16 protein-coding genes are annotated in these 20,776 nt (G+C 39.6%); 10 read left to right on the top strand and 6 right to left on the bottom strand.

Translation table 11 applies throughout. The annotated features are described in order from the left end of the window. Positions 1 to 31 precede the first annotated feature (31 nt). The gene (gene lipA, locus AC106S_RS09910; protein ID WP_482438906.1) at positions 32 to 898 is read left to right on the top strand and encodes a lipoyl synthase; all 867 of its coding nucleotides are present in this window, start codon (positions 32 to 34) and stop codon (positions 896 to 898) included. Between the two features lie 171 nt (positions 899 to 1,069). Here lipA and AC106S_RS09915 read toward each other — a convergent pair whose 3' ends face one another. After that, positions 1,070 to 1,969 carry an AraC family transcriptional regulator gene (locus AC106S_RS09915; RefSeq protein ID WP_482438907.1) on the bottom strand — a complete coding sequence of 300 codons (900 nt, stop codon included), beginning with the start codon at positions 1,967 to 1,969 and terminating at the stop codon, positions 1,070 to 1,072. A gap of 172 nt (positions 1,970 to 2,141) precedes the next feature. Here AC106S_RS09915 and AC106S_RS09920 point away from each other — a divergent pair, with 172 nt between their 5' ends. Further along, positions 2,142 to 3,341, top strand: coding sequence for an MFS transporter (locus AC106S_RS09920; protein ID WP_482438908.1), 1,200 nt, complete (start codon positions 2,142 to 2,144; stop codon positions 3,339 to 3,341). 70 nt (positions 3,342 to 3,411) lie between these two features. Here the strand turns inward: AC106S_RS09920 and AC106S_RS09925 are convergent, their stop codons facing one another. After that, a complete protein-coding gene (locus tag AC106S_RS09925; protein WP_482438909.1) occupies positions 3,412 to 3,792 on the bottom strand; it encodes a SpoIIAA family protein in 381 nt (126 codons plus the stop codon). 116 nt (positions 3,793 to 3,908) lie between these two features. On the opposite strand from AC106S_RS09925, the gene AC106S_RS09930 reads away from it, so the two are divergent. Next, the gene (locus AC106S_RS09930) at positions 3,909 to 5,114 is read left to right on the top strand and encodes an NAD(P)/FAD-dependent oxidoreductase (RefSeq protein ID WP_482438910.1); all 1,206 of its coding nucleotides are present in this window, start codon (positions 3,909 to 3,911) and stop codon (positions 5,112 to 5,114) included. Between the two features lie 118 nt (positions 5,115 to 5,232). On the opposite strand, the gene AC106S_RS09935 is transcribed toward AC106S_RS09930, so the two are convergent. From AC106S_RS09935 to AC106S_RS09945, 3 genes are all read right to left on the bottom strand, one after another. Then, positions 5,233 to 6,429: a VWA domain-containing protein gene (locus AC106S_RS09935; RefSeq protein ID WP_482438911.1), complete on the bottom strand. Its 1,197-nt coding sequence runs from the start codon at positions 6,427 to 6,429 to the stop codon at positions 5,233 to 5,235. 16 nt (positions 6,430 to 6,445) lie between these two features. Next, positions 6,446 to 8,047: a DUF4139 domain-containing protein gene (locus AC106S_RS09940; protein WP_482438912.1), complete on the bottom strand. Its 1,602-nt coding sequence runs from the start codon at positions 8,045 to 8,047 to the stop codon at positions 6,446 to 6,448. A 754-nt stretch (positions 8,048 to 8,801) separates the two neighbouring features. Further along, positions 8,802 to 9,473, bottom strand: a complete 672-nt coding sequence (locus tag AC106S_RS09945) for an SIMPL domain-containing protein (protein ID WP_482438913.1) — start codon at positions 9,471 to 9,473, stop codon at positions 8,802 to 8,804. Between the two features lie 440 nt (positions 9,474 to 9,913). Here AC106S_RS09945 and AC106S_RS09950 point away from each other — a divergent pair, with 440 nt between their 5' ends. The 5 genes from AC106S_RS09950 to AC106S_RS09970 all read left to right on the top strand — a co-directional run bounded on the left by AC106S_RS09950 (position 9,914) and on the right by AC106S_RS09970 (position 14,649). Next, complete coding sequence (locus AC106S_RS09950) at positions 9,914 to 11,701, top strand: tetratricopeptide repeat-containing sensor histidine kinase (RefSeq protein WP_482438914.1); 1,788 nt, start codon at positions 9,914 to 9,916, stop codon at positions 11,699 to 11,701. 6 nt (positions 11,702 to 11,707) lie between these two features. Continuing rightward, positions 11,708 to 12,439, top strand: coding sequence for a PA3715 family protein (locus AC106S_RS09955; RefSeq protein WP_482438915.1), 732 nt, complete (start codon positions 11,708 to 11,710; stop codon positions 12,437 to 12,439). An 87-nt stretch (positions 12,440 to 12,526) separates the two neighbouring features. Then, positions 12,527 to 13,213 (top strand): DUF4386 domain-containing protein, encoded by a 687-nt coding sequence (locus AC106S_RS09960; protein WP_482438916.1) that lies wholly within the window; start codon positions 12,527 to 12,529, stop codon positions 13,211 to 13,213. A gap of 84 nt (positions 13,214 to 13,297) precedes the next feature. Next, entirely contained in the window at positions 13,298 to 14,032 is a 735-nt protein-coding gene (locus tag AC106S_RS09965; RefSeq protein WP_482438917.1) for a LytR/AlgR family response regulator transcription factor, read from the top strand. 74 nt (positions 14,033 to 14,106) lie between these two features. Next, positions 14,107 to 14,649, top strand: coding sequence for a lipocalin family protein (locus AC106S_RS09970; RefSeq protein ID WP_482438918.1), 543 nt, complete (start codon positions 14,107 to 14,109; stop codon positions 14,647 to 14,649). 320 nt (positions 14,650 to 14,969) lie between these two features. Here the strand turns inward: AC106S_RS09970 and AC106S_RS09975 are convergent, their stop codons facing one another. Then, positions 14,970 to 15,446 (bottom strand): DUF7832 domain-containing protein, encoded by a 477-nt coding sequence (locus AC106S_RS09975; protein WP_482438919.1) that lies wholly within the window; start codon positions 15,444 to 15,446, stop codon positions 14,970 to 14,972. Positions 15,447 to 15,563: 117 nt separating this feature from the next. Between AC106S_RS09975 and AC106S_RS09980 the strand changes: the two genes are divergently transcribed. Then, positions 15,564 to 16,814: a CinA family nicotinamide mononucleotide deamidase-related protein gene (locus AC106S_RS09980; RefSeq protein ID WP_482438920.1), complete on the top strand. Its 1,251-nt coding sequence runs from the start codon at positions 15,564 to 15,566 to the stop codon at positions 16,812 to 16,814. 491 nt (positions 16,815 to 17,305) lie between these two features. Next, on the top strand, positions 17,306 to 20,704 hold the full coding sequence (locus AC106S_RS09985) for a polysaccharide deacetylase family protein (RefSeq protein ID WP_482438921.1): 3,399 nt from the start codon (positions 17,306 to 17,308) through the stop codon (positions 20,702 to 20,704). Positions 20,705 to 20,776: the final 72 nt, after the last annotated feature.

A 20,776-nucleotide genomic window follows, 5' to 3' on the forward strand; every position in this document is an offset into this window, starting at 1 on the left:
CACTAACTTTGAACCTCAATTTGAAAGATAAATGGAGAATTTAGCTCAGGATACTACCGTTCAGAAACCAAAGTGGATCCGTGTAAAACTTCCAACCGGAAAAAATTACAGAGAACTCAGAACTTTGGTAGACAAATATAAACTAAACACCATATGCCAGAGCGGAAGCTGTCCGAATATGGGAGAATGCTGGGGAGAAGGTACGGCAACCTTTATGATTCTGGGGAATATCTGTACCCGGAGCTGTGGGTTCTGTGGCGTAAAAACAGGAAAACCGCTTGACGTAAATTGGGATGAACCCGAAAAAGTAGCCCGCTCTATTAAATTAATGAAAATTAAACATGCGGTTCTGACTTCTGTTGACCGTGATGATCTGAAAGATATGGGTTCCATTCTTTGGGGGGAAACCGTGAATGCCGTAAGAAGAATTTCTCCGGGAACCACTATGGAAACCCTTATTCCTGATTTTCAGGGAATCACCAAACATATAGACCGTTTGGTAGAGGTGGCTCCGGAAGTAATTTCCCACAATATGGAAACCGTAAAACGTTTAACGAGAGAAGTGAGAATTCAGGCTAAATATGAAAGAAGCCTTGAAGTACTGAGGTATCTGAAAGAAGCCGGACAGAGAAGAACCAAAACAGGAGTAATGCTTGGCTTGGGAGAAACCAGAGATGAGGTGTTCCGGACCATTGAAGACATCAGAAATGCTAATGTTGATGTGATTACACTTGGGCAGTATCTTCAGCCTACCAAAAAGCATCTTCCTGTAAAGAAATTCATTACACCGGAGGAATTTGATGAATTTGGGGATTTTGCAAGAAGCTTAGGTTTCAGACATGTGGAGAGTTCACCTCTTGTAAGAAGTTCTTACCACGCAGAAAAACATATTCACTAAAAAATAAAAACCGTTCAGCAATGAGCGGTTTCTTTTTGATATTGTGAAAGGCGGGAGAGATAATAGACGGAGAGATGAGAGACAGGGAATGACTTTGAATGGTGAATTCTGATGAATCGGGACTGAATGAAGAACTGCCATCTAAAAGCGATTCCCCAGACAGGATATTCATCATTTATTACACGCCGAATCCCTTGCGATCTCTGCAATCCGGCCGTTGATCTCAATCGCTTTGAAATGTTTTTTCCTGAATTCTGACGGAGTATCTCCCGTATGCTGTTTGAAAAGCTTGTTAAAATACGAAAGGCTTTCAAAGCCTACCTGAAAACAGACTTCAGTTACGGAATAGTCTTTCAGCAGAAAAATCCTAGCCTGATTGATCCTGTAATTATTCACGAAATCCGTAAACGTCATATTCGTCTGCTTTTTAAAATAACGGCAGAAAGCCGGAGTACTCAGGCTGACGATGGCTGCAATCTCATTGACATTGGGCTTTTTATCATAATTCTCATGGATATAGTCATAAATGGTACCCATTCTGATCTTATCGTTCAGAAACCATTTGATTCTCGTGTCTTCGCTATTCAGTTCCCTTACTTCAGTGGAATCTGCAAGGATCTGAAGAATCTCGATCAGGCCCATTAATGATTCAAATGAATTTTTATCTCTGATGATCTGAAGTTTTTCAACCACGATATCTTTCGTTTTTCCGGAAAAAGAAAGTCCCAGGTAAGATTTTTCTAAAAGTATTCTGATATTTTCAAATTCGGGAACGGGAAGGATCATATCCTGAAGAAAGTTTTCCCGCATCTGCAGAACCAGCTGCCTGCATTCTGTCTGGATGCCATAATCAAAGTTGAGGTGGGGAACATTGGCCCCGATCAGTAAAAGATCACTGTCTGTAAAACCTGATATATCTTTTCCCACATGCCGGATCCCGTTCATGGCTTCTACATATACCAGCTCTATTTCAGGGTGATAATGCCAGAAAAAACAGTTTTTCAGTGAGGGTGAAAAAAGTTTGAAAGACTTTCCATTCTCAAACTCTATAATTTCTTTCTGGATTTTCATTTTGTTCTGATTTGATTGTTTGGAGATTTAAAATTAAACAAAAAGGTTAATATGGAGCAAATTTTTATCATTTCAGGAGAGGTGAAAGTCAATCTTTCTTTCGATTTTTGCACTGTCAAAATAAAGGGAAGAATATTTCTCAGAATGACAGGTTAATTTAAAAGAATATACAATGAAGATTGATAAAAGGATCATACCGCTGGCTATCGGCGGTTTGGGAATAGGAACAACGGAGTTTACCGTCATGGGACTGCTGCCGGATATTGCCAGAACATTACAGATAACGATTCCGCAGGCGGGCCACATGATTTCTGCCTACGCGATGGGAGTGGTGATCGGGGCACCGATTCTGATCGGCTATTCCGTAAAATTTCCGCCGAAAAAAGTACTGATGGTCTTAATGGTCCTTTTCACTTTATTTAACGGATTATCTGCAATTGCCCCGGATTATACCACCATGCTGATCATCAGATTTATGTCCGGGCTTCCGCATGGAGCATTTTTCGGGGTGGGAACGGTAGTGGCTTCCAGAATGGCCGGAAAAGGGAAGGAGGCATTCTATATATCGCTGATGTTTACCGGGCTTACGGTCGCCAATCTGATCATGGTTCCTCTGGTTACCTACATCGGACATGTTTATCACTGGAGATTATACTTTGCTATTGTGGCCTTGATCGGTATTTTTGCATTGCTGTTCCTGAAGTTATGGCTTCCGGCAATAGAGGCCAATCAGGATACGCATTTCCTTGAAGAGCTGAAATTCCTGAAAAGGAAACAGGCCTGGCTGGTGCTGGCTATTACAGCAATCGGCTTCGGAGGACTTTTTACATGGTTCAGTTATATTACCCCTTTAATGACCGTTGTGGCAGGTATCGAAAGCAGCCAGATGGCATATGTAATGATCCTTGCAGGCGGAGGCATGGTGGTTGGAAATCTGGCCGGTGGTTTTGTCTCCGACCGTCTGGGTCCGGAAAAGACATGTGTACTTCTGATCTTCCTGATGATGACTGCTCTTGCAGGTGTATTTTTCCTTTCGGAATACCGGAATATTGCTCTTGTACTGACATTCGTATGCGGGGCACTGTCTATGTCGGTAGCAGCACCTATCAACATTATGATGATGAAAGCAGCTCCGAAAAGTGAAATGATGGCAGCCGCATTTATGCAGGCAGCATTCAATATTGCCAATGCGATGGGAGCATTTTTGGGAGGAATTCCCCTGGAATACAAACTTCCTTATAACTATCCTTCGCTGGTGGGTGTGGGAATGACGTTCATCGGACTTGCGGTAAGTGTACGGTATATGTACCTGTACGGTGCGGAAACTCCGGCTGAAGAGGCTTCCGCAGAATGTGTTTCCTGTGACAAATAAGAGTTTTCAGATAATAAAAAAGAGCTGTATTCATCATTGGATACAGCTCTTTTTGATATTTAGGAACAGATTATGCCTCTACTTCATTGCCGTTTTTGCACCAGTAGAGCGCATTGTATAAATTTTCTTTTGGGAAAGACTTAAATTCTCCCGGCATCAGAACACTGAAAATATCCGTGAAGTTCTGTACCCCTTCCTTGTCCGTAACAATTGCGGTACGGTTCCATCTGGCGAGATTCTTCAATCCCAAAAGCACATCTTCAAGCCAGGCTCCCATAGTAAATTTATCCAGATCGGTATCCAGATACAGCAGATAATTCAGCTCTCCAAACCGGTCTACTTTCTCTTTTACGCGTGGAATAACCAGGTTTTCAAAATCCTCTTTCGTTACTTCTCCCGTTGCATTGAATGCAGCAACATTTTCCGGAGCTTCTGGAATAATTGTTATCATAATGAATATTTTAATGTGGTTTGATTTTAATTCAGACAACAATAATTACACCATAAAATTGTTGGAAATAGTTAAATAACTCATAAATATTATTATTTTTATTGTAAAATATCAATATGGATCTTAAATCGAATGAACCCTTCTGGCTTATAAAAAACGGACTGATCACTTCATATCCTTCACTGAAATGCGATGAAAAATGTGAGGTTTTAATCATAGGCGGCGGTATTACCGGAAGCCTTATTGCCCATCAGATGATCAAAGACGGTTATGATACGGTTCTTATTGATAAGCGTGAAATCTGTAACGGAAGTACTTCTGCTACCACCTCGATGCTTCAGTACGAAATAGATGTCCCTCTTTTTGAATTATCAGAAAAAATTGGAGAAAAAGGAGCGGTGAGAAGTTATAAAGCCTGCTCGGACGCAATTGATACCCTTGACAAACTCTCCGGACTGATCAGGTCTGATGCAGGGTTTAAGCGTAAAAAATCGCTGTATTTTGCATCAAAGAAAAAAGATGCTGTATGGCTCAAAAAAGAATATGAAGCCAGAAAGGCAGCAGGATTTGAGGTAAAATGGCTGGAGGAAGAACAGGTTTTAAAACAGTTCGGATTTGAAAATACCTATGGCGGGATTCTGTCAAAACAGGGAGGAAGCATTGATGCCTTTAGGTTTGCTCACGAACTGCTTACCCATAACGTGAAAAAAGGACTGAGGATATTCGACAAGACGGAAATGACCCGGGTGGAATATCATAAAGGTTTTAATACAGTAACCACCCGGAGCGGTTATCAGATCAAGGCTAAGAAGGTGATTTACTGTATCGGATATGAAAGCAAAAACCTGCTGAAGGAAAATTTTGTGAACTTAAAAAGTACTTATGCGGTTGTTTCAGAAACAGATAAAGATAAATTTAAAAATATCAGCAGCACATTAGTATGGAATACCGATGATCCTTATCTCTATATGAGAACGACAGATGACGGGCGGATGCTTATCGGAGGAGGTGATGAGGATTTTTACGATGCTGAAAAACGGGATGCCCTGTTGGGAAAAAAAGAAAAGGAAATTCTGAAAAATCTCAAAAAAATAAAACCGGATTATCATTTCTATACAGACTTTGTGTGGGCCGGAACATTCGGGGAAACGAAAGACGGACTTCCTTACATCGGGGAGCATAAGAAATTCAGAAATTCTTATTTTGTTCTGGGTTTCGGAGGCAACGGTATTACGTTCTCGGTAACAGGAATGGAAATGGCTTCCCTGTTTATGAAAAATAAACAACATCCATTATCACCATACTTCAAATTCGGAAGATAAATTATTACCCCATTACCCATTGCTCATTACCCATTACTCATTACCCATTACCCATAATCAATCTTCCTGTAAATCAAAAATGCTGTTCACAGATCTGAACAGCATTTTCCTGATTGATTTAAAAACTGTATCCGTTTTTTTGGGCTAATTCATGAACAGATTTTTCAATAGCTTTTCCAAGATCATCAGCATCATTGCTCCCTCTGTTTTTCATTTCAGCATCGATGTATTCCTGGCGTTTTCTGGAAAGTTCCTCAATCTCTTTCTGGATTTTTCCACGCTCTGCAGATTTGGCGGCAACGGCTTTTTTAATTTCCTCTTTGCTTTTACCTTTCAGTTCGGCAGGAAGTTCTTCCTCTTTAACAGATGAAATAAAACCTGCGTCTTTTTCGGCTTTGTCCACCAGATCCCAGTGATCGTTTTTATAGGCGTTCTTTTTGGACTTGGCAACGGTTCTTTCCACAAAGTTGGCCGCGGACTGTACTTCTGCATTCTTATCCTGCATGATCTGCTTGTTTTTATATTCCGAACCGTGGCTTCCATAATAGATATAGGTGCTGTTCAGCTTTGAATTGCATTCTGAAATTCTTACATCGTATGGGGTTTCAATATAAACCACCTTCCGGTCGCTGTCGATATTAAAATATTTTCCACCTCCGAGAGAAGCTCCGTTCTGCCAGAACGTCTGTATACCTTCCTCTCTGCTTCCGCAGAAAATAGTGCTGGTGTAAATATTTTTGTTCTTAGCTTTTGAGATTACATCCTTATAATCCACTCTTCCCTGATTAAAACCTTCATTACCGGCAATGTAAATCAGTTTCATGCTTTTTTCATCATTGTCCCAGTTCAGGTTGGCTGAGGCATCCCGGATCACGGCCCCGCAATATTCACTTCCTCCGTTGGTTCTTAAGGCAAATAGTTTTTCAGAAACAAGATCCAGATCCTGGGTGAGCGGGGTTACCTGCCGGATGTAATTATCATCCCGGATTCCGTCGTTTCCGTATTCATAAAGTGCAATTTCTATCTGTGGAGCCTTACCGTTGTACTTTAGGGTAGTAAGGGTATTCACAATATTCCAGAGCCTTGATTTGGCCTGATCAATCAGCCCGTCCATACTGTTGGAAGTGTCCAGTAAAAGAGCTACCTGGATTTTATTGTCTTTTGCGTTTGTATTTACAGAAGGTAAGGAAGCATTCTGTATAAAAGGATCTCTGCCGGATGTATTATTTTTTGAACATCGGATGTCTGTAAGGCTGCCTGAGCTTAAAAAAGCGACACCTGCTGCCATTGCTACAATTTTAAAAGAAGCCATCATACTATATTTTTTTAAGTTATCTGCTGTAATACTGGATCTGCATATCTTTCGGATATTTTACTTCGTAAGAGAAGCTGATCTTGTCTGAACCTCCACTGCCGATGTTTCTGTTCCACAGGATACTTCCCGTTTTTTCATCAAAACTTCCGCCGCCTGTTTCCAGAGCTTTTACCTGAATTTTGGAGTTTTCACTGATCGGAAGCTGGTCGAGAATTTCCAGTTCAATATTTTCTTTGGTATTATTCCTGATGCTGATCTGGTAGGATTCTGTATTCCATTTATTGGAATTCATGACCTTTTGGGACATTTTATCTTCGAGTTTTATTCTTTTTACCGTAATTCTTTCATCCACACCCAATGAGATCGGGAATTCATCTTTTACATAATTGCTGGTAATCTGGGATTTTCCGATATAATTATCTTCAAAATAGATATTGGCTTCTCCTGAGATCAGGTTGAGGTTCTGCCAGTTTCTTACAAAAGCCATCAGGAAGACCTGGTTGTTAAGCTTCGGAACCGTATGGTATTTGTAAGTGGCATCTACCTGTTTTTTATCAAGAATTACATACTGTTCTTTCTCCTGGCTCAGTATCGTCTGATTGTAATTAAGCTCATAGATCATGTTCATCTGGCTGTCAGAAACGGAAGCCACAGGTATCTGGCTTGATACTACCACTTTATCAGCTCTCATCTGATAAGAATTGACCGCTGAAGTTTCCTTTGTCTTCTTATATTCAGCAACCTCCATCATAGGATTATGTGCCGTGTATTCTGCTACATACAATGGAGAAAGGATAGGGCGGTCCTGATTGTAGGATGGCCGGTAAGTAGAAACAAACAGTTTTACATTTTTCCAGTCCTGCCCGGTTTTTTGATAGATCTTTCCTTTATAAACCATTTCAAGAGGCTTCTTTACCGATTCTGCACGTAAATCGTAAGAAGGAACCCATCCTGCATCAGAAACGATATAGCTTACTCCCAGATTCAGGCTGGTTTCACGGTCTGCAAGAATTTCCAGGAGCAGTTCTTTTCTGTTGGTATTCTTATGGGTCTGTTCTTCAGCATACTGGTTATTGATCTTTGCAATACTTTCATCCAGAACAGACTTCTGTTCATTCAACAGGAAAACCTGGTTGTCGATTTCCAGCATTCTTTTTCGGTAAAAATCTGTAAGTCTGATCAGCTGTTCCTGTGGAGTTGATTTATCATTCACGGAAACTTTCAGATTGTCGTTGATGATGTTCTGCTCTCCGGTCAGGTTTTTGATCTGGATATTCAGCAGATTGACCTGTCTCTGAAGTTTTTTTCTCTCATCTTCAAGTTTTTTTTCTCCTTCAGACAGCTGGCTGTTATCCAGAAAATTGTTTTGCGGGGTGATGGACAGAAGGGTTGTATTCTTTTCAAGATTAATTTTATAGGTATTCTCATCCAGATTGTTGGGAAGATTGATGATCCTTACCATATTTCTTCCTTTCTGAAGAATTACACTGGCATTTCCGAAAACTTTAGCTCCCTGAAGAAACACCGTAGCCTGCTTTACCTCAATTTCTTTTTTTATTTCCTGAGCCCTGAGAAGAGCCGCCGAAAATATAATGAGTATTAATAAATAACGTTTCATAGTTTACTGTTTTAAATTCCTGAAGTAAAATTATCTGTATTTCCGGCCGGAAATCTGAAGACTTGGTGAAACCGGACTTTGGCTTGGTGAAGGGAAAATATCTGTTTTAATTTCCTCACGGATACGACAGATCATGCAGATTTTTTTTGATGTATTGGATCGATGAACATGTGAAAAAAATTATCGCAACGATCATTTTTGATACTGCTGATTTTGAGTGAGCAAAGCTATGTGATTTTGTCGCTGATGAAGCTAATGGTTAAAACGCACGCTTCAGCAAATCAACGGAGTTGATTCACGTCTTTGCCTCCTAACATCAACATTGCCTATAAATGAAGCTTTTCGTGAAAATAAAATCTCATAATCTATTTTTAATTTTCTCGCAGATAGAGCAGATCATGCAGATTTTTTTTGATTTGTGGCAGCTGAGAAATCTGTGAGAAATTTTTTAATACAAGCATACAAGGCACAAAAGAATGTCATGTTTAAGTTTAAAAACTTAATACAGAGAAGTTTACACCGGTTCTTTAAAAATCTGCTGAATCCGCAGAATCTGCGAGAGAAAAAATCCTGTTGAAAATTTTCTGATGGGTAGAATTTATTCAATAGAGGTGGACTTTAGTCCTCCTAAATAATAAGAAACAATCCAACGGCTTTAGCCTGAATCTATACAGCTAATACCTTTCAGAAGCTATATCTGGAAAACAAAAAACAGCCCTTCCGGACTGTTTCCTTAAATCTGTTATTTTATATTTTAAAGGATTTCGTATCGTGTTTTGATACTGTATTTCAGTTTGATATTTTCGATGTTTTCAAAAGAATTTCCAGCTGCTGCATCTGCCATTTCAAGAATGCTGTTCATTTTTCCTCTGTAAGCTGCCGGAAGAACCGTATCGCTGGTGTAATCTTCAATTTCTACAATTTCAAGAGGGCTTCCTGCCTTTTTACCCATACTTTCCAACAGGTAATCTGCTTTTTCCTTTGCAGCTTTCAGGGCATTGATCTTTACTGTTTTTCTGAAATCCGCGATTTTGGTATTTTTCACTTCTGCAATATTCAGGTTGCTTACCCATTTCTGGTTCAGATCTTCGAAGATTTTGCCGAGATCTGCTTTGGCATTGGCTTTAAACTGGTAATTCTTGGTGAATTTTCCGGTTTTTGCATAGGTATTCTGATACATCGACTTAAACTTAATGTCTTCGTTTCTGATTCCGGCATTCTTTAAGGTTTCAAACAGTTTCTTTTCCGTGTCTGCCAGCTCATTTTTGTTGTCCGCTTTTATACCGATATTGAAGATAATTTCGTCCGGCTCTATTTCCATTTCGGCAACACCTGTTACTTCAATTGCATTTTTCTTTACTTCCTGTGCATTCATAAAACTTCCCAGTGTAAAGATTCCGATCAATAAAAAATGTCTTAATTTCATAATTTCTTGTTTTAAATTCTGAGGTAAAATTACAGCAGTTCGGAACGGAAATTCCGGAGACTTGGTGAAAGTAGGTTTTCACTTGGTGAAATGCTGAATGTCTTTTATTATAGGTAATAGGAAGCCCAAAATGAAAAAAGGTTTATTTTAATATTTAATTTCAGTTCGGGATAAGAAAATCAGACTTATCAATGAGTGTTATAAATTGATGATCAAATATAAATTTTTGTAAGTGTCCCTTATGAGTGCTCCGTTCACAGCATTTAATGCATGATCTAAGGCGAGCTCCGTAGGAGCGGCCTGATAATATGTTGTTAATCCGAACCCGGGTTATTTAATAACGTTATAGTGATGACTTGGTGAAATAAGGTTTTCACTTGGTAAAGAATGAAGAAGTATAGATAAAGTTTTAGTTACTTTGCAGTAAAGATCTGAAATCCGTGAAATTAGTTTTCAATATACTGTTTATCTTGAGTCTTGCCGTTGGTAATATCTGCCAGGCACAGGATTCTGCGCGGGTTAACAAAGCATCCAGGTCGGTTTCGAAACTGAAAAAAGCAGTTGATAATAATGATAATAAAGGAGTTGCCGACAGCTATGTGGGCATTGCCAATGATTACTATAACCAGGGAAATTATGCTAAAAGTGAAGAATTTCTGACTAAAGCCAGAAATATCTATAAAAATCTTAACGACAAAAAAAATCTCGAATCCGTAACCCGGAAAATTGCCCAGTCACAGGAAAAGCAGAAAAAAATAGTATCGGCCATCAGTAATTACAGCATGGCGGCTGAAATGAGTTTTGATGAAAAAAGCAGAACGGTTAATTCAAACGATGCAGCCAGGCTGTCAGCTCCTTCCGCGGAAATGAAGGCAGATGCTATCCAGAGCAACATCAATATCAGCCTGAAAGAGAAAGATAAAAGCGCTGCGGCCGCAGGATACAGCCAGATGGCAGAAGTCAATATCCAGCAGAATAATATTCCGAAAGCAGAAGAAAACCTCAATAATGCCTACGTGTTTTCTAAAAAGGAAGCTCCGCAGCAGGCCCTGGAGATCAATCAGAAGCTTACCGATTTTTATGTGGAAAACAGAAAGTTCGACAAAGCCATTGAAGCGAAAAAAGAAGTTCTGAAAGAAGATTTTGTAAAAGAAAATTCACAGGAAAAAGTAAACCAGATTCAGGAACTGGCTGATATTTATATCAAAAAAAATGATCCTGCAGAAGCCATCACCCTGTTGAAAAATGCCTACGGAATCGCTCTGGATAAAGGGCATACACTGGAAGCTCAGAAAAGTGTTAAAAAACTGGACAGTCTTTACAATATATCAGGAAATACCGATGCTTCAGTAACGCTTTACCGCGATTTTCTGGGAAGACTTCCTGATCTGGTTTCCAAAGACCGGAGCCTGATCGATAATAAAATCCTGGAAGATACAGAACAGAGGATATCACAGCTTGAAAAAGAAAAACAGCTTAAAGATGAGCTGATCCGTAAGAAAAATCTTTTCAATTACAGCCTGATCGGAGCCCTGATCCTGCTTACGGGTCTGGTATTCTTAATCTTCAGAACCCTGAAAAAAGTTCAGGTCAAAAATAAAAAGATCGCCCTTCAGTCGTTGAGACGGGAAATGAATCCTCATTTTATCTTCAACAGCTTAAATAGTGTCAATCACTTTATTGCGACGAATAATGAGCTGGAAGCCAATCAGTACCTGACCAGATTTTCAAAGCTGATGCGTGGCGTGATGGAAAACTCTGCGGAAGATTTTATCCCTTTTCAACAGGAACTCGACCTGCTTCAGAACTATCTGGCCCTGGAGAAGACCCGTTTTTCAGATAAATTCGATTATGAAATCGATACGGACGGAAACCTGAACGTGCAGAGCCTTAAAGTTCCCGGAATGCTGGTTCAGCCGTTTCTGGAAAATGCCGTATGGCATGGCCTGCGTTACAGAACTGAAAAAGGATTTTTAAAATTGAGCTTTGAAAAAGAAGGAACTCATTTAAAGATCAGCATAGAGGACAACGGAATCGGTATTGAAGAAAGCAAAAAACAGAAAACCGATCACCAGAAGACCAGAGAAGGCCGCGGAATGAAAAATACCCTCGAAAGAATAAAACTTCTCAACGATCTTTATAAAAAAGACATTACCTGCTCCATCAGAGATAAAGAGAACAGCAGCGGAGTAGTGGTAACCATTACAATCAACCTGACATCAATCTGAAAAACCATGAAAAAGAATATATTTCTGCTCACGCTGATCATTTCCCTATATTCCGGATTTCTGTCCGGGCAGGACCAGATTCCTGACAGTATCCGTCTGGCCCGTATTCTTAAAAGTTTACAGCTGGATAAAACCAGAATCAAAGAAGAGTTCTGTGCGGAAAAGAAAATGCCGGATGCCGAAAACTCCTATATCATGATTGTTCCGGTTTTGGTGGAACAGGATGAAGAAGACTACGTTTTTACGGTACAGAACTATATTTTAATTACCGATGAAAAAGGGGTTATAAAAAATAAATATTTAGATCCGGAAGAAATTTCTTCCGATGCCGTTTACTTAAGAAGCTTTGGGATAGATACAGGATTATATAATATCAATACCAATACCCGCGCATTTGGGGTGATCGCCGATTTTGCAGGAAGCAGCAAACCGAATCCGTATGCTTCAGGAAGAATATCAATGTATTATCCCGAAGGAAAAACGCTTAAAAAAGTTCTCAATCAGTTTGAAATGTATTCAACCCGTGGGGAATGGGACACCCGTTGCAACGGTGAATTTGAAGATCAGCATTCCTTCATCATTCTGGATAAGACAAAGACCGGTAATTTTACAGATCTGAAAATCAAAACTGTTTCAGTGAAAACGGTAAATACCGAGGTAAACGGAGACTGTAATGAAAAAGAAACTTCCAAAACAACCTATAAAACCTTAAAATTCAGAAACGGGGAGTACCGATAGATTATTTTTTTCAGGGGATAAAATTTAATCGGACTTTTCTGTAACCAAACGGAAACAGAAGTTGTCTATATATAAAACTTGCTCCCAATGAATACTCCAAGCAAAACAGCCCGGCTGGCCGGATTAATCTATCTTATAGTGATTGCAGCCGGTTTTTTCAGCCTGATGTATGTTCCTTCACAGCTTATAGACTGGAAGGATTCGAGGATTACATTTCAGAATATTTCTTCCTCTCAGCAACTGTTCAGAGCAGGAATTGCAGGCAGTATGATCTGTTATATTGCATTTATGCTGCTGCCTTTGGTTTTGTACAGCTTATTAAAACATGTCAATGAAACTCACGCCCGGCTGATGGTTATCTTTGCACTGATCAGTGTTCCCATATCATTCCTCAATCTTCAGAGCCGGTTTTCCGTACTTACCATGATCGAAGGAGCTGATTATCTGAAAGGGTTTAATGCCGAACAGCTGCAGTCTCAGGTAATGCTTCTTCTTAACGGCTACAACAAAGGAATTTTAATTGTTCAGATCTTTTGGGGACTCTGGCTTTTACCGTTTGGGTATCTGGTGTACAGATCAGGTTTCCTGCCGAAATTTTTAGGCATTTTCTTAATGCTGGGATGCGTGGGTTATGTGGCCAATGTTTTTGCCAGAACTTTAATTCCGGATTTTTCTGATTATTCCATATCCGGTTATATTACTCTTCCTGCTTCCATAGGAGAAATAGGAACAGGACTGTGGCTGCTGATCTTAGGTGTGAGAAATAAAAATTAAGTAACTTACAAAACCATCGGTCAGATTGTACGGTTGGGCAAATATTCCTAATTTTACTTTAAACAAAATCCTTTACCTGTTTAAATGAAAATAAAAGCTGTAATCGTAGACGACGAGATCATTGCAAGAGAAGTTCTGAGAAGCTATCTCACCAAATACTGTCCGCAGGTGGAAATTCTCGGGGAAGCTGAAAATATAAAAGAAGCCGTTCCCCTGATTACGGAAACAAAGCCGCAGCTTGTTTTCCTTGATGTTGAAATGCCTTTCGGGAATGCTTTTGATGTGCTGGAAGCCACCAGAGAATTTTCCTATGAAACCATTTTTATTACCGCATTTTCACAATATTCCCTGCAGGCCCTTAATAAATCTGCAAGCTATTACATCTTAAAACCCATCGATATTCAGGAACTTATTCTGGCCGTAAATAAAGTGGTGGAAAGTCTTGAAAAGAAAGAAGAACTTAACAGAAATAAAATTCTTCTGGAAAACTTAAAATTAAAACCGGAAAAACAGCAGCTTATCCTGCCTACACTCCAGGGATTTGATGTGGTGAAAACAGAAGATATCGTAAGATTGCAGGCGGACGGAAATTTTACCCAGGTTTACCTTACCGACGGCTCAAAGAAAATGGTCTGCAGATTTCTGAAACATTTTGATGATCTGCTGGAAAATCCGTTTGTAAGAGTTCACCGTTCCCATATCATCAATACCGGTTTTGTAAAATCTTACCATAAAAGCGGAACCGTAACACTTGCTGACCTTACTGAAATTGAGGTTTCCGGAAGTTTTAAAGACAATTTCCTGAAAGTGTTTTCCTAGAATTTATCGTTCCTTAACAGCCTGAAGGCATTATTTTTGACGCATTTTTTCACAATCACACAAAATTTCTGATTATGAAAACGTTTTACAAAATTGCTGTTCCCGTTTCGCTGGGGGTGTTAGGGCTGATGATCTTCAATTCCTGTTCCGTGGAAATTCCGAAAGGAGCAGAGGCAGTTAAAAATTTTGATGCTCAAAAATACCTCGGAAGATGGTATGAAATTGCCCGTTTCGATTACAGATTTGAAAAAAACATGGACAATGTCACCGCTGAATATTCGGAAAATCCGGATGGCAGTATCAGGGTAAGCAATAAAGGCTACAACTATCTTAAAAAAGAATGGAAAGAATCCGTAGGAGAAGCCCGGTTTGTGAAAAATAAAAACGAAGCCCGGCTGAAAGTTTCATTCTTCAAACCGATTTGGGCTGGGTACAATGTCATTGATATTGATGAAGACTATCAATATGCATTAGTGGCGGGAAGCAGCCTCAAATATCTCTGGATCCTGTCCAGAACGACCACAATCCCTGAAAGCATCAGACAGCGTTTTATAGAAAAAGCAAAAAAAATAGGGTATGCTACCGATGAACTCATCTGGGTAAAACATAACCGTTAAATCAATAAAGCTGAGATATCCCAGATGTATTTAAACCTGTCTAAACTTTTTAGCAGGATATTAAATGTATAAATAAGTCTGTTTAAACTCATTTTAAGCTTAACCACAAACCCGTAGTCAAAGAAACAAAAGCTGTTTGCACAGATGATAAAGGTTCTCAAAAGAATAAAAAATCAAAGATTTTTAGAGGCTTATATGAACTTCTATGCAGGCAGCTTTAAACTTAAATTGCTCTAAAGTGTTTAAAATAAAAACTTTTGTGATTTTTGACTACGTAGAACCTTCGGTTCGTGGTTTAATAAAAAGTTTAAACAGCTTTATCATTCATTCCCGATATACTCTTTCCATTCTTCAAAACGGTGGTCAATAACCTGTTTCATCAGATCATAATTTTCATACGTGTCTTCAATGTGATAAAACGTTTCATATTCGTAATCATTTTCCTCCGCTTTGGCATCAAAAAGATTAACGTAGTCATCGGCAAATGAACTGTAACGGTTCCCGAAATCCGTTTCATCTGCATAATAGTCTTCCGCAAAGAGATTTCCCTCGTCGTTCAGATCGTATTCAGAAAATTTTCCGTCGCAGAAATCCATGATGAATTCCGCTCCGGTGATTTCCCTGCGTTTTACTTTTTCAATTTCTTCTTTGTGGTCTGCTCTCAGTTCATCAGAAATTAAATCATTATTGATGCACCAGTTCAGGAACATCCCTGTATGTGTTGCTCCGTTTTTCTCAGGAAGGCCTTCCGGAAAATCGCCGCCGTAATGCCATGAAGCATCATCGTATTTTGACATAGTCTTTAATTATAGTTATAACCAATTTTTGCCAAAAATAGAAAAAATCAATTTATATTGCCGCAGCCACAGATTTTTACGTCATTTGCAGAACAATTTTTCTCAAGAATATACGATATGCAAAAAGCTGTTCTGATCACCATCGGCGATGAGATCCTTTCCGGAAATACGGTAGACACCAATTCTAATTTTATTGCAACAGAACTCAAAAACATAGGGATACAGGTTTCACAGATCTTCACGATCTCCGATGAAATTGATATCATTAAAAATACATTAAACCAAGCTTTTGAACTGGGCGAACTCATCATTACAACAGGCGGTCTGGGACCTACAAGAGATGATAAAACCAAAAAAGCACTGGCTGAATTCTTTAATGATGAAATTGCACTGGATGAGGTGACATTTGAGCATCTTAAAGCCTATATGGAAAAACGCGGCCGTATTGATATTCTTGAACGGAATAAAGAACAGGCGTTTGTTCCGGCAAAATCAGTTGTTTTTCAAAACCATTACGGAACCGCTCCCTGCATGATGATGGAGCAGAACGGAAAGCTTTGCTTCAGCCTGCCCGGAGTGCCCTATGAAGTAAAACCACTCATCAAAGATCAGATCATCCCTTATCTTCAGGAAAAATTCAGTCTTGATTATATCCATACAAGAATTGTTTCTGTGGTGGGGATTCCCGAGAGTATTCTTGCAGATATGATCGAAGGCTGGGAACTGGCCCTTCCTCAAAATCTGTCCTTATCTTATTTACCGGTAGGAACCCGCGTAAAACTGAGAATTACTGCTTCCGGAAGCCATGAAGAAACCTTGAAACAGCAGACAGAAAATGAAATTCAGAAGCTCCTGACTTTGGTGGGAGACCATGTAATTGCCGTTTCTGAAGATAAGATTGAAAAAATCCTTGCAGAGATCCTTACCGAAAGAAAACTGACTATTTCCACAGCGGAAAGCTGTACCGGAGGAGAACTGGCAAAAATGATCACTTCCAATCCCGGAAGTTCTGCCTATTTTCCGGGCGGAATCGTAACCTATGCCACCGGAAAGAAAATTGAAATTTTAAAAGTTTCAGAGGAAACTGTGGATCAGTTTACGGTGGTAAGTGAGCAGGTGGCTCAGGAAATGGCCGAAGGATGTCAGAAGTTATTCCATACAGATATTGCTTTATCTACAACAGGAGTGGCTGGTCCCGGAAAAGGCGAGGATGGCAAAGAAGTGGGAACCGTTTACTATACCATCCGGATTCATGACCGGCAGGTGACTTCCAGATTGTATATGCCTCATCTGGAAAGACTTGATTTTATGAATTTCGTTTCCCAGAAGATTATCCAGGATCTGGTAGGACTTTTGAACGGCCACTAAAAGCCTGAATTTCTGAATCTGATTTTTATATACCATTCAGATTTTTACCCAAATCATATTCTTTGAGTATTGATTAAAAAGATAATGTGCTGTTTTTCTGACGCAAAATGTATGATTAACAATGTTGATTTTAAAGGAAGCAAAGGATAGAGTCAACTCCGTTGATTCGAAGAAGTGCATGGATAAGCATATTACTTCATCAGCAACGAAGTCGCATCACTTTGCCTGCTTAAAATAAAGTGGAATTATTCATCAACTTGCGTTAATTTTTTTTTGCAGATTTGAAGACATATAAGATTGACATGATCTTTTGAGTGAAAAATAATTTCAAACATGGTTTTATTGTGTTTTTATAGTGTAAGTGTTTGATAAATAACTCAGTACGATTGTTTGAGTGAAATTTAAACAGCTTCTGAATTTTTAATTTTTTTTTAATTAAAATAAATATCATTTTTCACGCTTTTTGAGATCTGTGTAATAAATTTCAAAACGTGGAAAACTCAAAACAGATTTTTCAGACCGACAGTAAAAAACGCTGGAAAAGCGTACAGTGGGGAAGCCGTATTTTTATCTTCGTTGCGGTATTGCTGCTCCTTGCTTTGGGACTGATGATGAAGCTGGATAAAAGTCCGAAGATCCCTTTTAAAGAAGATTATAAAGCAGTAATTACCGCCAGCAAACCTTACCTTCAGGAAAACAGGATTTCTAAAGAATATAAGGGCTTCAGAAGTTTTATTTCTGAAAAAACAATGCATACCAGCCTTGCTAAAATAGAAAAAGCCGGAGCTGAAAGACGTAAAAACCAGAATCTCAGCTGGTCCCGGTTTCCGGGAGGAATCCGTTCCGCATTCTATGTCGCCTGGGATCCGCAGTCGCTGATGTCTTTAAAAAGAAATATCAGACATATCAATCTTGTATTCCCCGAATGGTTTTTCCTCGATCCCAAAACAGGAGATTTAAAAACCAATATAGACCCCGAGGGGTATAAGGTCATCAAAAGAACCGGTGTAGCCGCTATGCCCATTCTGAGCAATAATTTCCAGCAGGAATTTCACGCTGAAGGATTGGGCAAAGTTCTGAAAGATCCTCAGAAAAGAAGCCGGCTGATCCAAAAAATAACACAGCAGTGTATAAAATTTCATTTCAAAGGAATCAATATCGATTTTGAAGATATGAACCTGGATTCTGATGAACCTCTTATTGCATTTATGAAAGAACTCTCTGAGACTTTCAGAAAAAACAGCCTGCTTGTTACTATGGATATTATGACGGATAACGACGATTATAATATTCAGAAGCTGAATCCTTATGTAGATTATTTTGTACTGATGGCTTATGATGAATATTCGGCTGACAGTGATGCAGGTCCTGTTTCTTCACAGAAATGGATCGAAGCACAGACCGATAAGATCTTAAAGAAAACATCTCCCGACAAAATTATCCTCGGATTGGGAGCTTACGGCTACGACTGGAGTACCAATAAAGATGACAATACATCCGTAACTTATATGCAGGCAATCACCAAAGCCAGTGCAAGTAAAGCTGTGATCAATTTTGATGATAATACCTTTAATCTCAATTATTCCTATACCGATTCCAAAAAGAATACCCATACCGTATTTTTTAATGATGCAGCTTCCATTTTCAATACCATGCGCTATTCCTCAGAATATCCGTTGGCAGGAACAGCACTCTGGAGGCTGGGAAGTGAAGACAGCAGAATCTGGAATTTTTATGACAGGGATCTTACCCTCTCAGGGCTGTCAGGTATAAATCTGAAGGCACTGGAAAATGTAAAAGGACAAACGATGGTAGACTATATCGGGGACGGTGAGGTACTGGACGTACTGAATACCCCTCACGACGGGAAGATCGCACTTGAAACCGATCCGAAAGAAAAGATTATCACCGATGAAAATTATATAAGCTATCCAAGCTCCTACGAAGTGAAAAAATACGGGGAAGCACCCCAGAAAGAGCTTGTTCTCACCTTTGACGACGGTCCGGATGAAACCTATACTCCTCAGATACTTGATGTTTTATCCAAATATCATGTTCCTGCTGCGTTCTTTCTCGTAGGCCTGAATGCCGAAAAGAATCTTCCGCTTGTTAAAAGAATTTACCGGGAAGGCCATGAAATTGGAAACCATACCTTTACCCACGAAAATGTAGCCAGAGTAAGCCCTGAAAGAGCATTGCTCGAACTGAAACTCACCAGACTTCTGATAGAATGTGTGACAGGCCACAGCACGATCCTGTTCCGAGCACCTTATAACGCGGATTCCGAGCCTACCACACCGGAAGAAATTATTCCTGTGGCGCTGGCAAGGCAGCAGAACTATCTGGATATCGGTGAAAATATAGATCCTGAAGACTGGCAGCCGGGAATAAAAGCGGATGAAATTGTAACAAGAGTAATGGCCGGGCTCAGACAGCAGCGGGGAAATATTATCCTGCTGCATGATGCCGGAGGAGAAACCAGAGCAGAAACGGTAAAAGCCCTTAAAATTTTGATTCCGACATTGCAGAAACAGGGCTACCATTTCACCAATCTCGCCAGTATTCTGCATAAAAGTAAAAATGAACTGATGCCTGAAGTGCCTAAAACACGGTCTTATTACATTATGCAGCTCAATCTTGTTCTGGCAACCGCCATCTATGGAATAAGCCATTTTCTGGTCGCACTTTTTACCATTTTTATAATTCTGGGACTTATCAGACTGATCCTGATGATGTATTGGGCTTTGAAAGAACGGAAAAAAGAAAAAAAACTGGGCAGATTTCCTGTGCTGGATTCATACCCGGAAGTTTCGATTATTGTTCCCGCTTATAATGAAGAAGTGAACATTGTCTCCTCCCTGAATAATTTACTGAAACAAAATTATCCCAATTTCAATATCATTATGGTGGATGACGGAAGTAAAGATTCAACCTATGAAAAAGCAAAAAAAGAATTTCCGGATCATCCGCATCTGAAAATTTTCACCAAAACAAACGGTGGAAAAGCAACTGCCCTTAATTTTGGGATCGCACAGACCGATGCAGAATATGTTGTCTGTATTGATGCCGATACCCAATTACAGCAGGATGCCGTAAAATATCTGATCGCAAGATTCCTGAATTCATCACCGGAAGAAAAAATTGCGGCCGTAGCGGGTAATGTAAAAGTTGGAAATAAAGTAAACTGGCTCACCAGATGGCAGTCGATAGAATATATCACCAGTCAGAATTTCGACAGGCTGGCCTATGCAAATATCAATGCGGTTACCGTAATCCCGGGAGCCATAGGAGCATTTAAAAAGTCCGTAATAAAAGAGACCGGAGGGTATTCTTCAGATACCCTGGCCGAAGACTGTGATCTTACAGTAAAAATTCTAAAAGCGGGGTATACCGTAGCTAATGAAAACAGGGCTGTTGCCGTTACAGAAGCTCCTGAAACCGTACCGCAGTTCTTAAAACAGCGCTTCAGATGGACTTACGGAATTATGCAGATGTTCTGGAAACAGCGGCAGACATTTCTTAACCCGAAATATAAAGGATTAGGACTGTGGGCTATGCCAAATATTTTACTGTTCCAGTATATCATTCCGTTTTTTTCACCTTTGGCGGATCTGATGATGTTTCTCGGAATTCTTTCCGGAAATGGAGGGAAAATCTTTACCTACTATCTAATCTTCCTTTTGGTAGATGCATCCTTAGCTTTGATCTCATTTATTGTGCAGAAGGAAAAACTGTCCGGACTGTTGTATGTGATCCCGCAGCGCTTCGGTTACAGATGGCTGATGTATATTGTCCTGTTCAGAAGTTTAAGAAAGGCTCTGAAGGGAGAAATGCAGTCCTGGGGATTTCTGAAAAGAACAGGAAACGTAAAAGAGGTGGCTGCTTCGTAAGATTTGTTTAAATTTGTTTCATATATAAGTAACAAACTTTAAAAAAAATATACTTATAGCATAAATTGTTAT

The organism is Chryseobacterium sp. FR054, assembly GCF_056844565.1.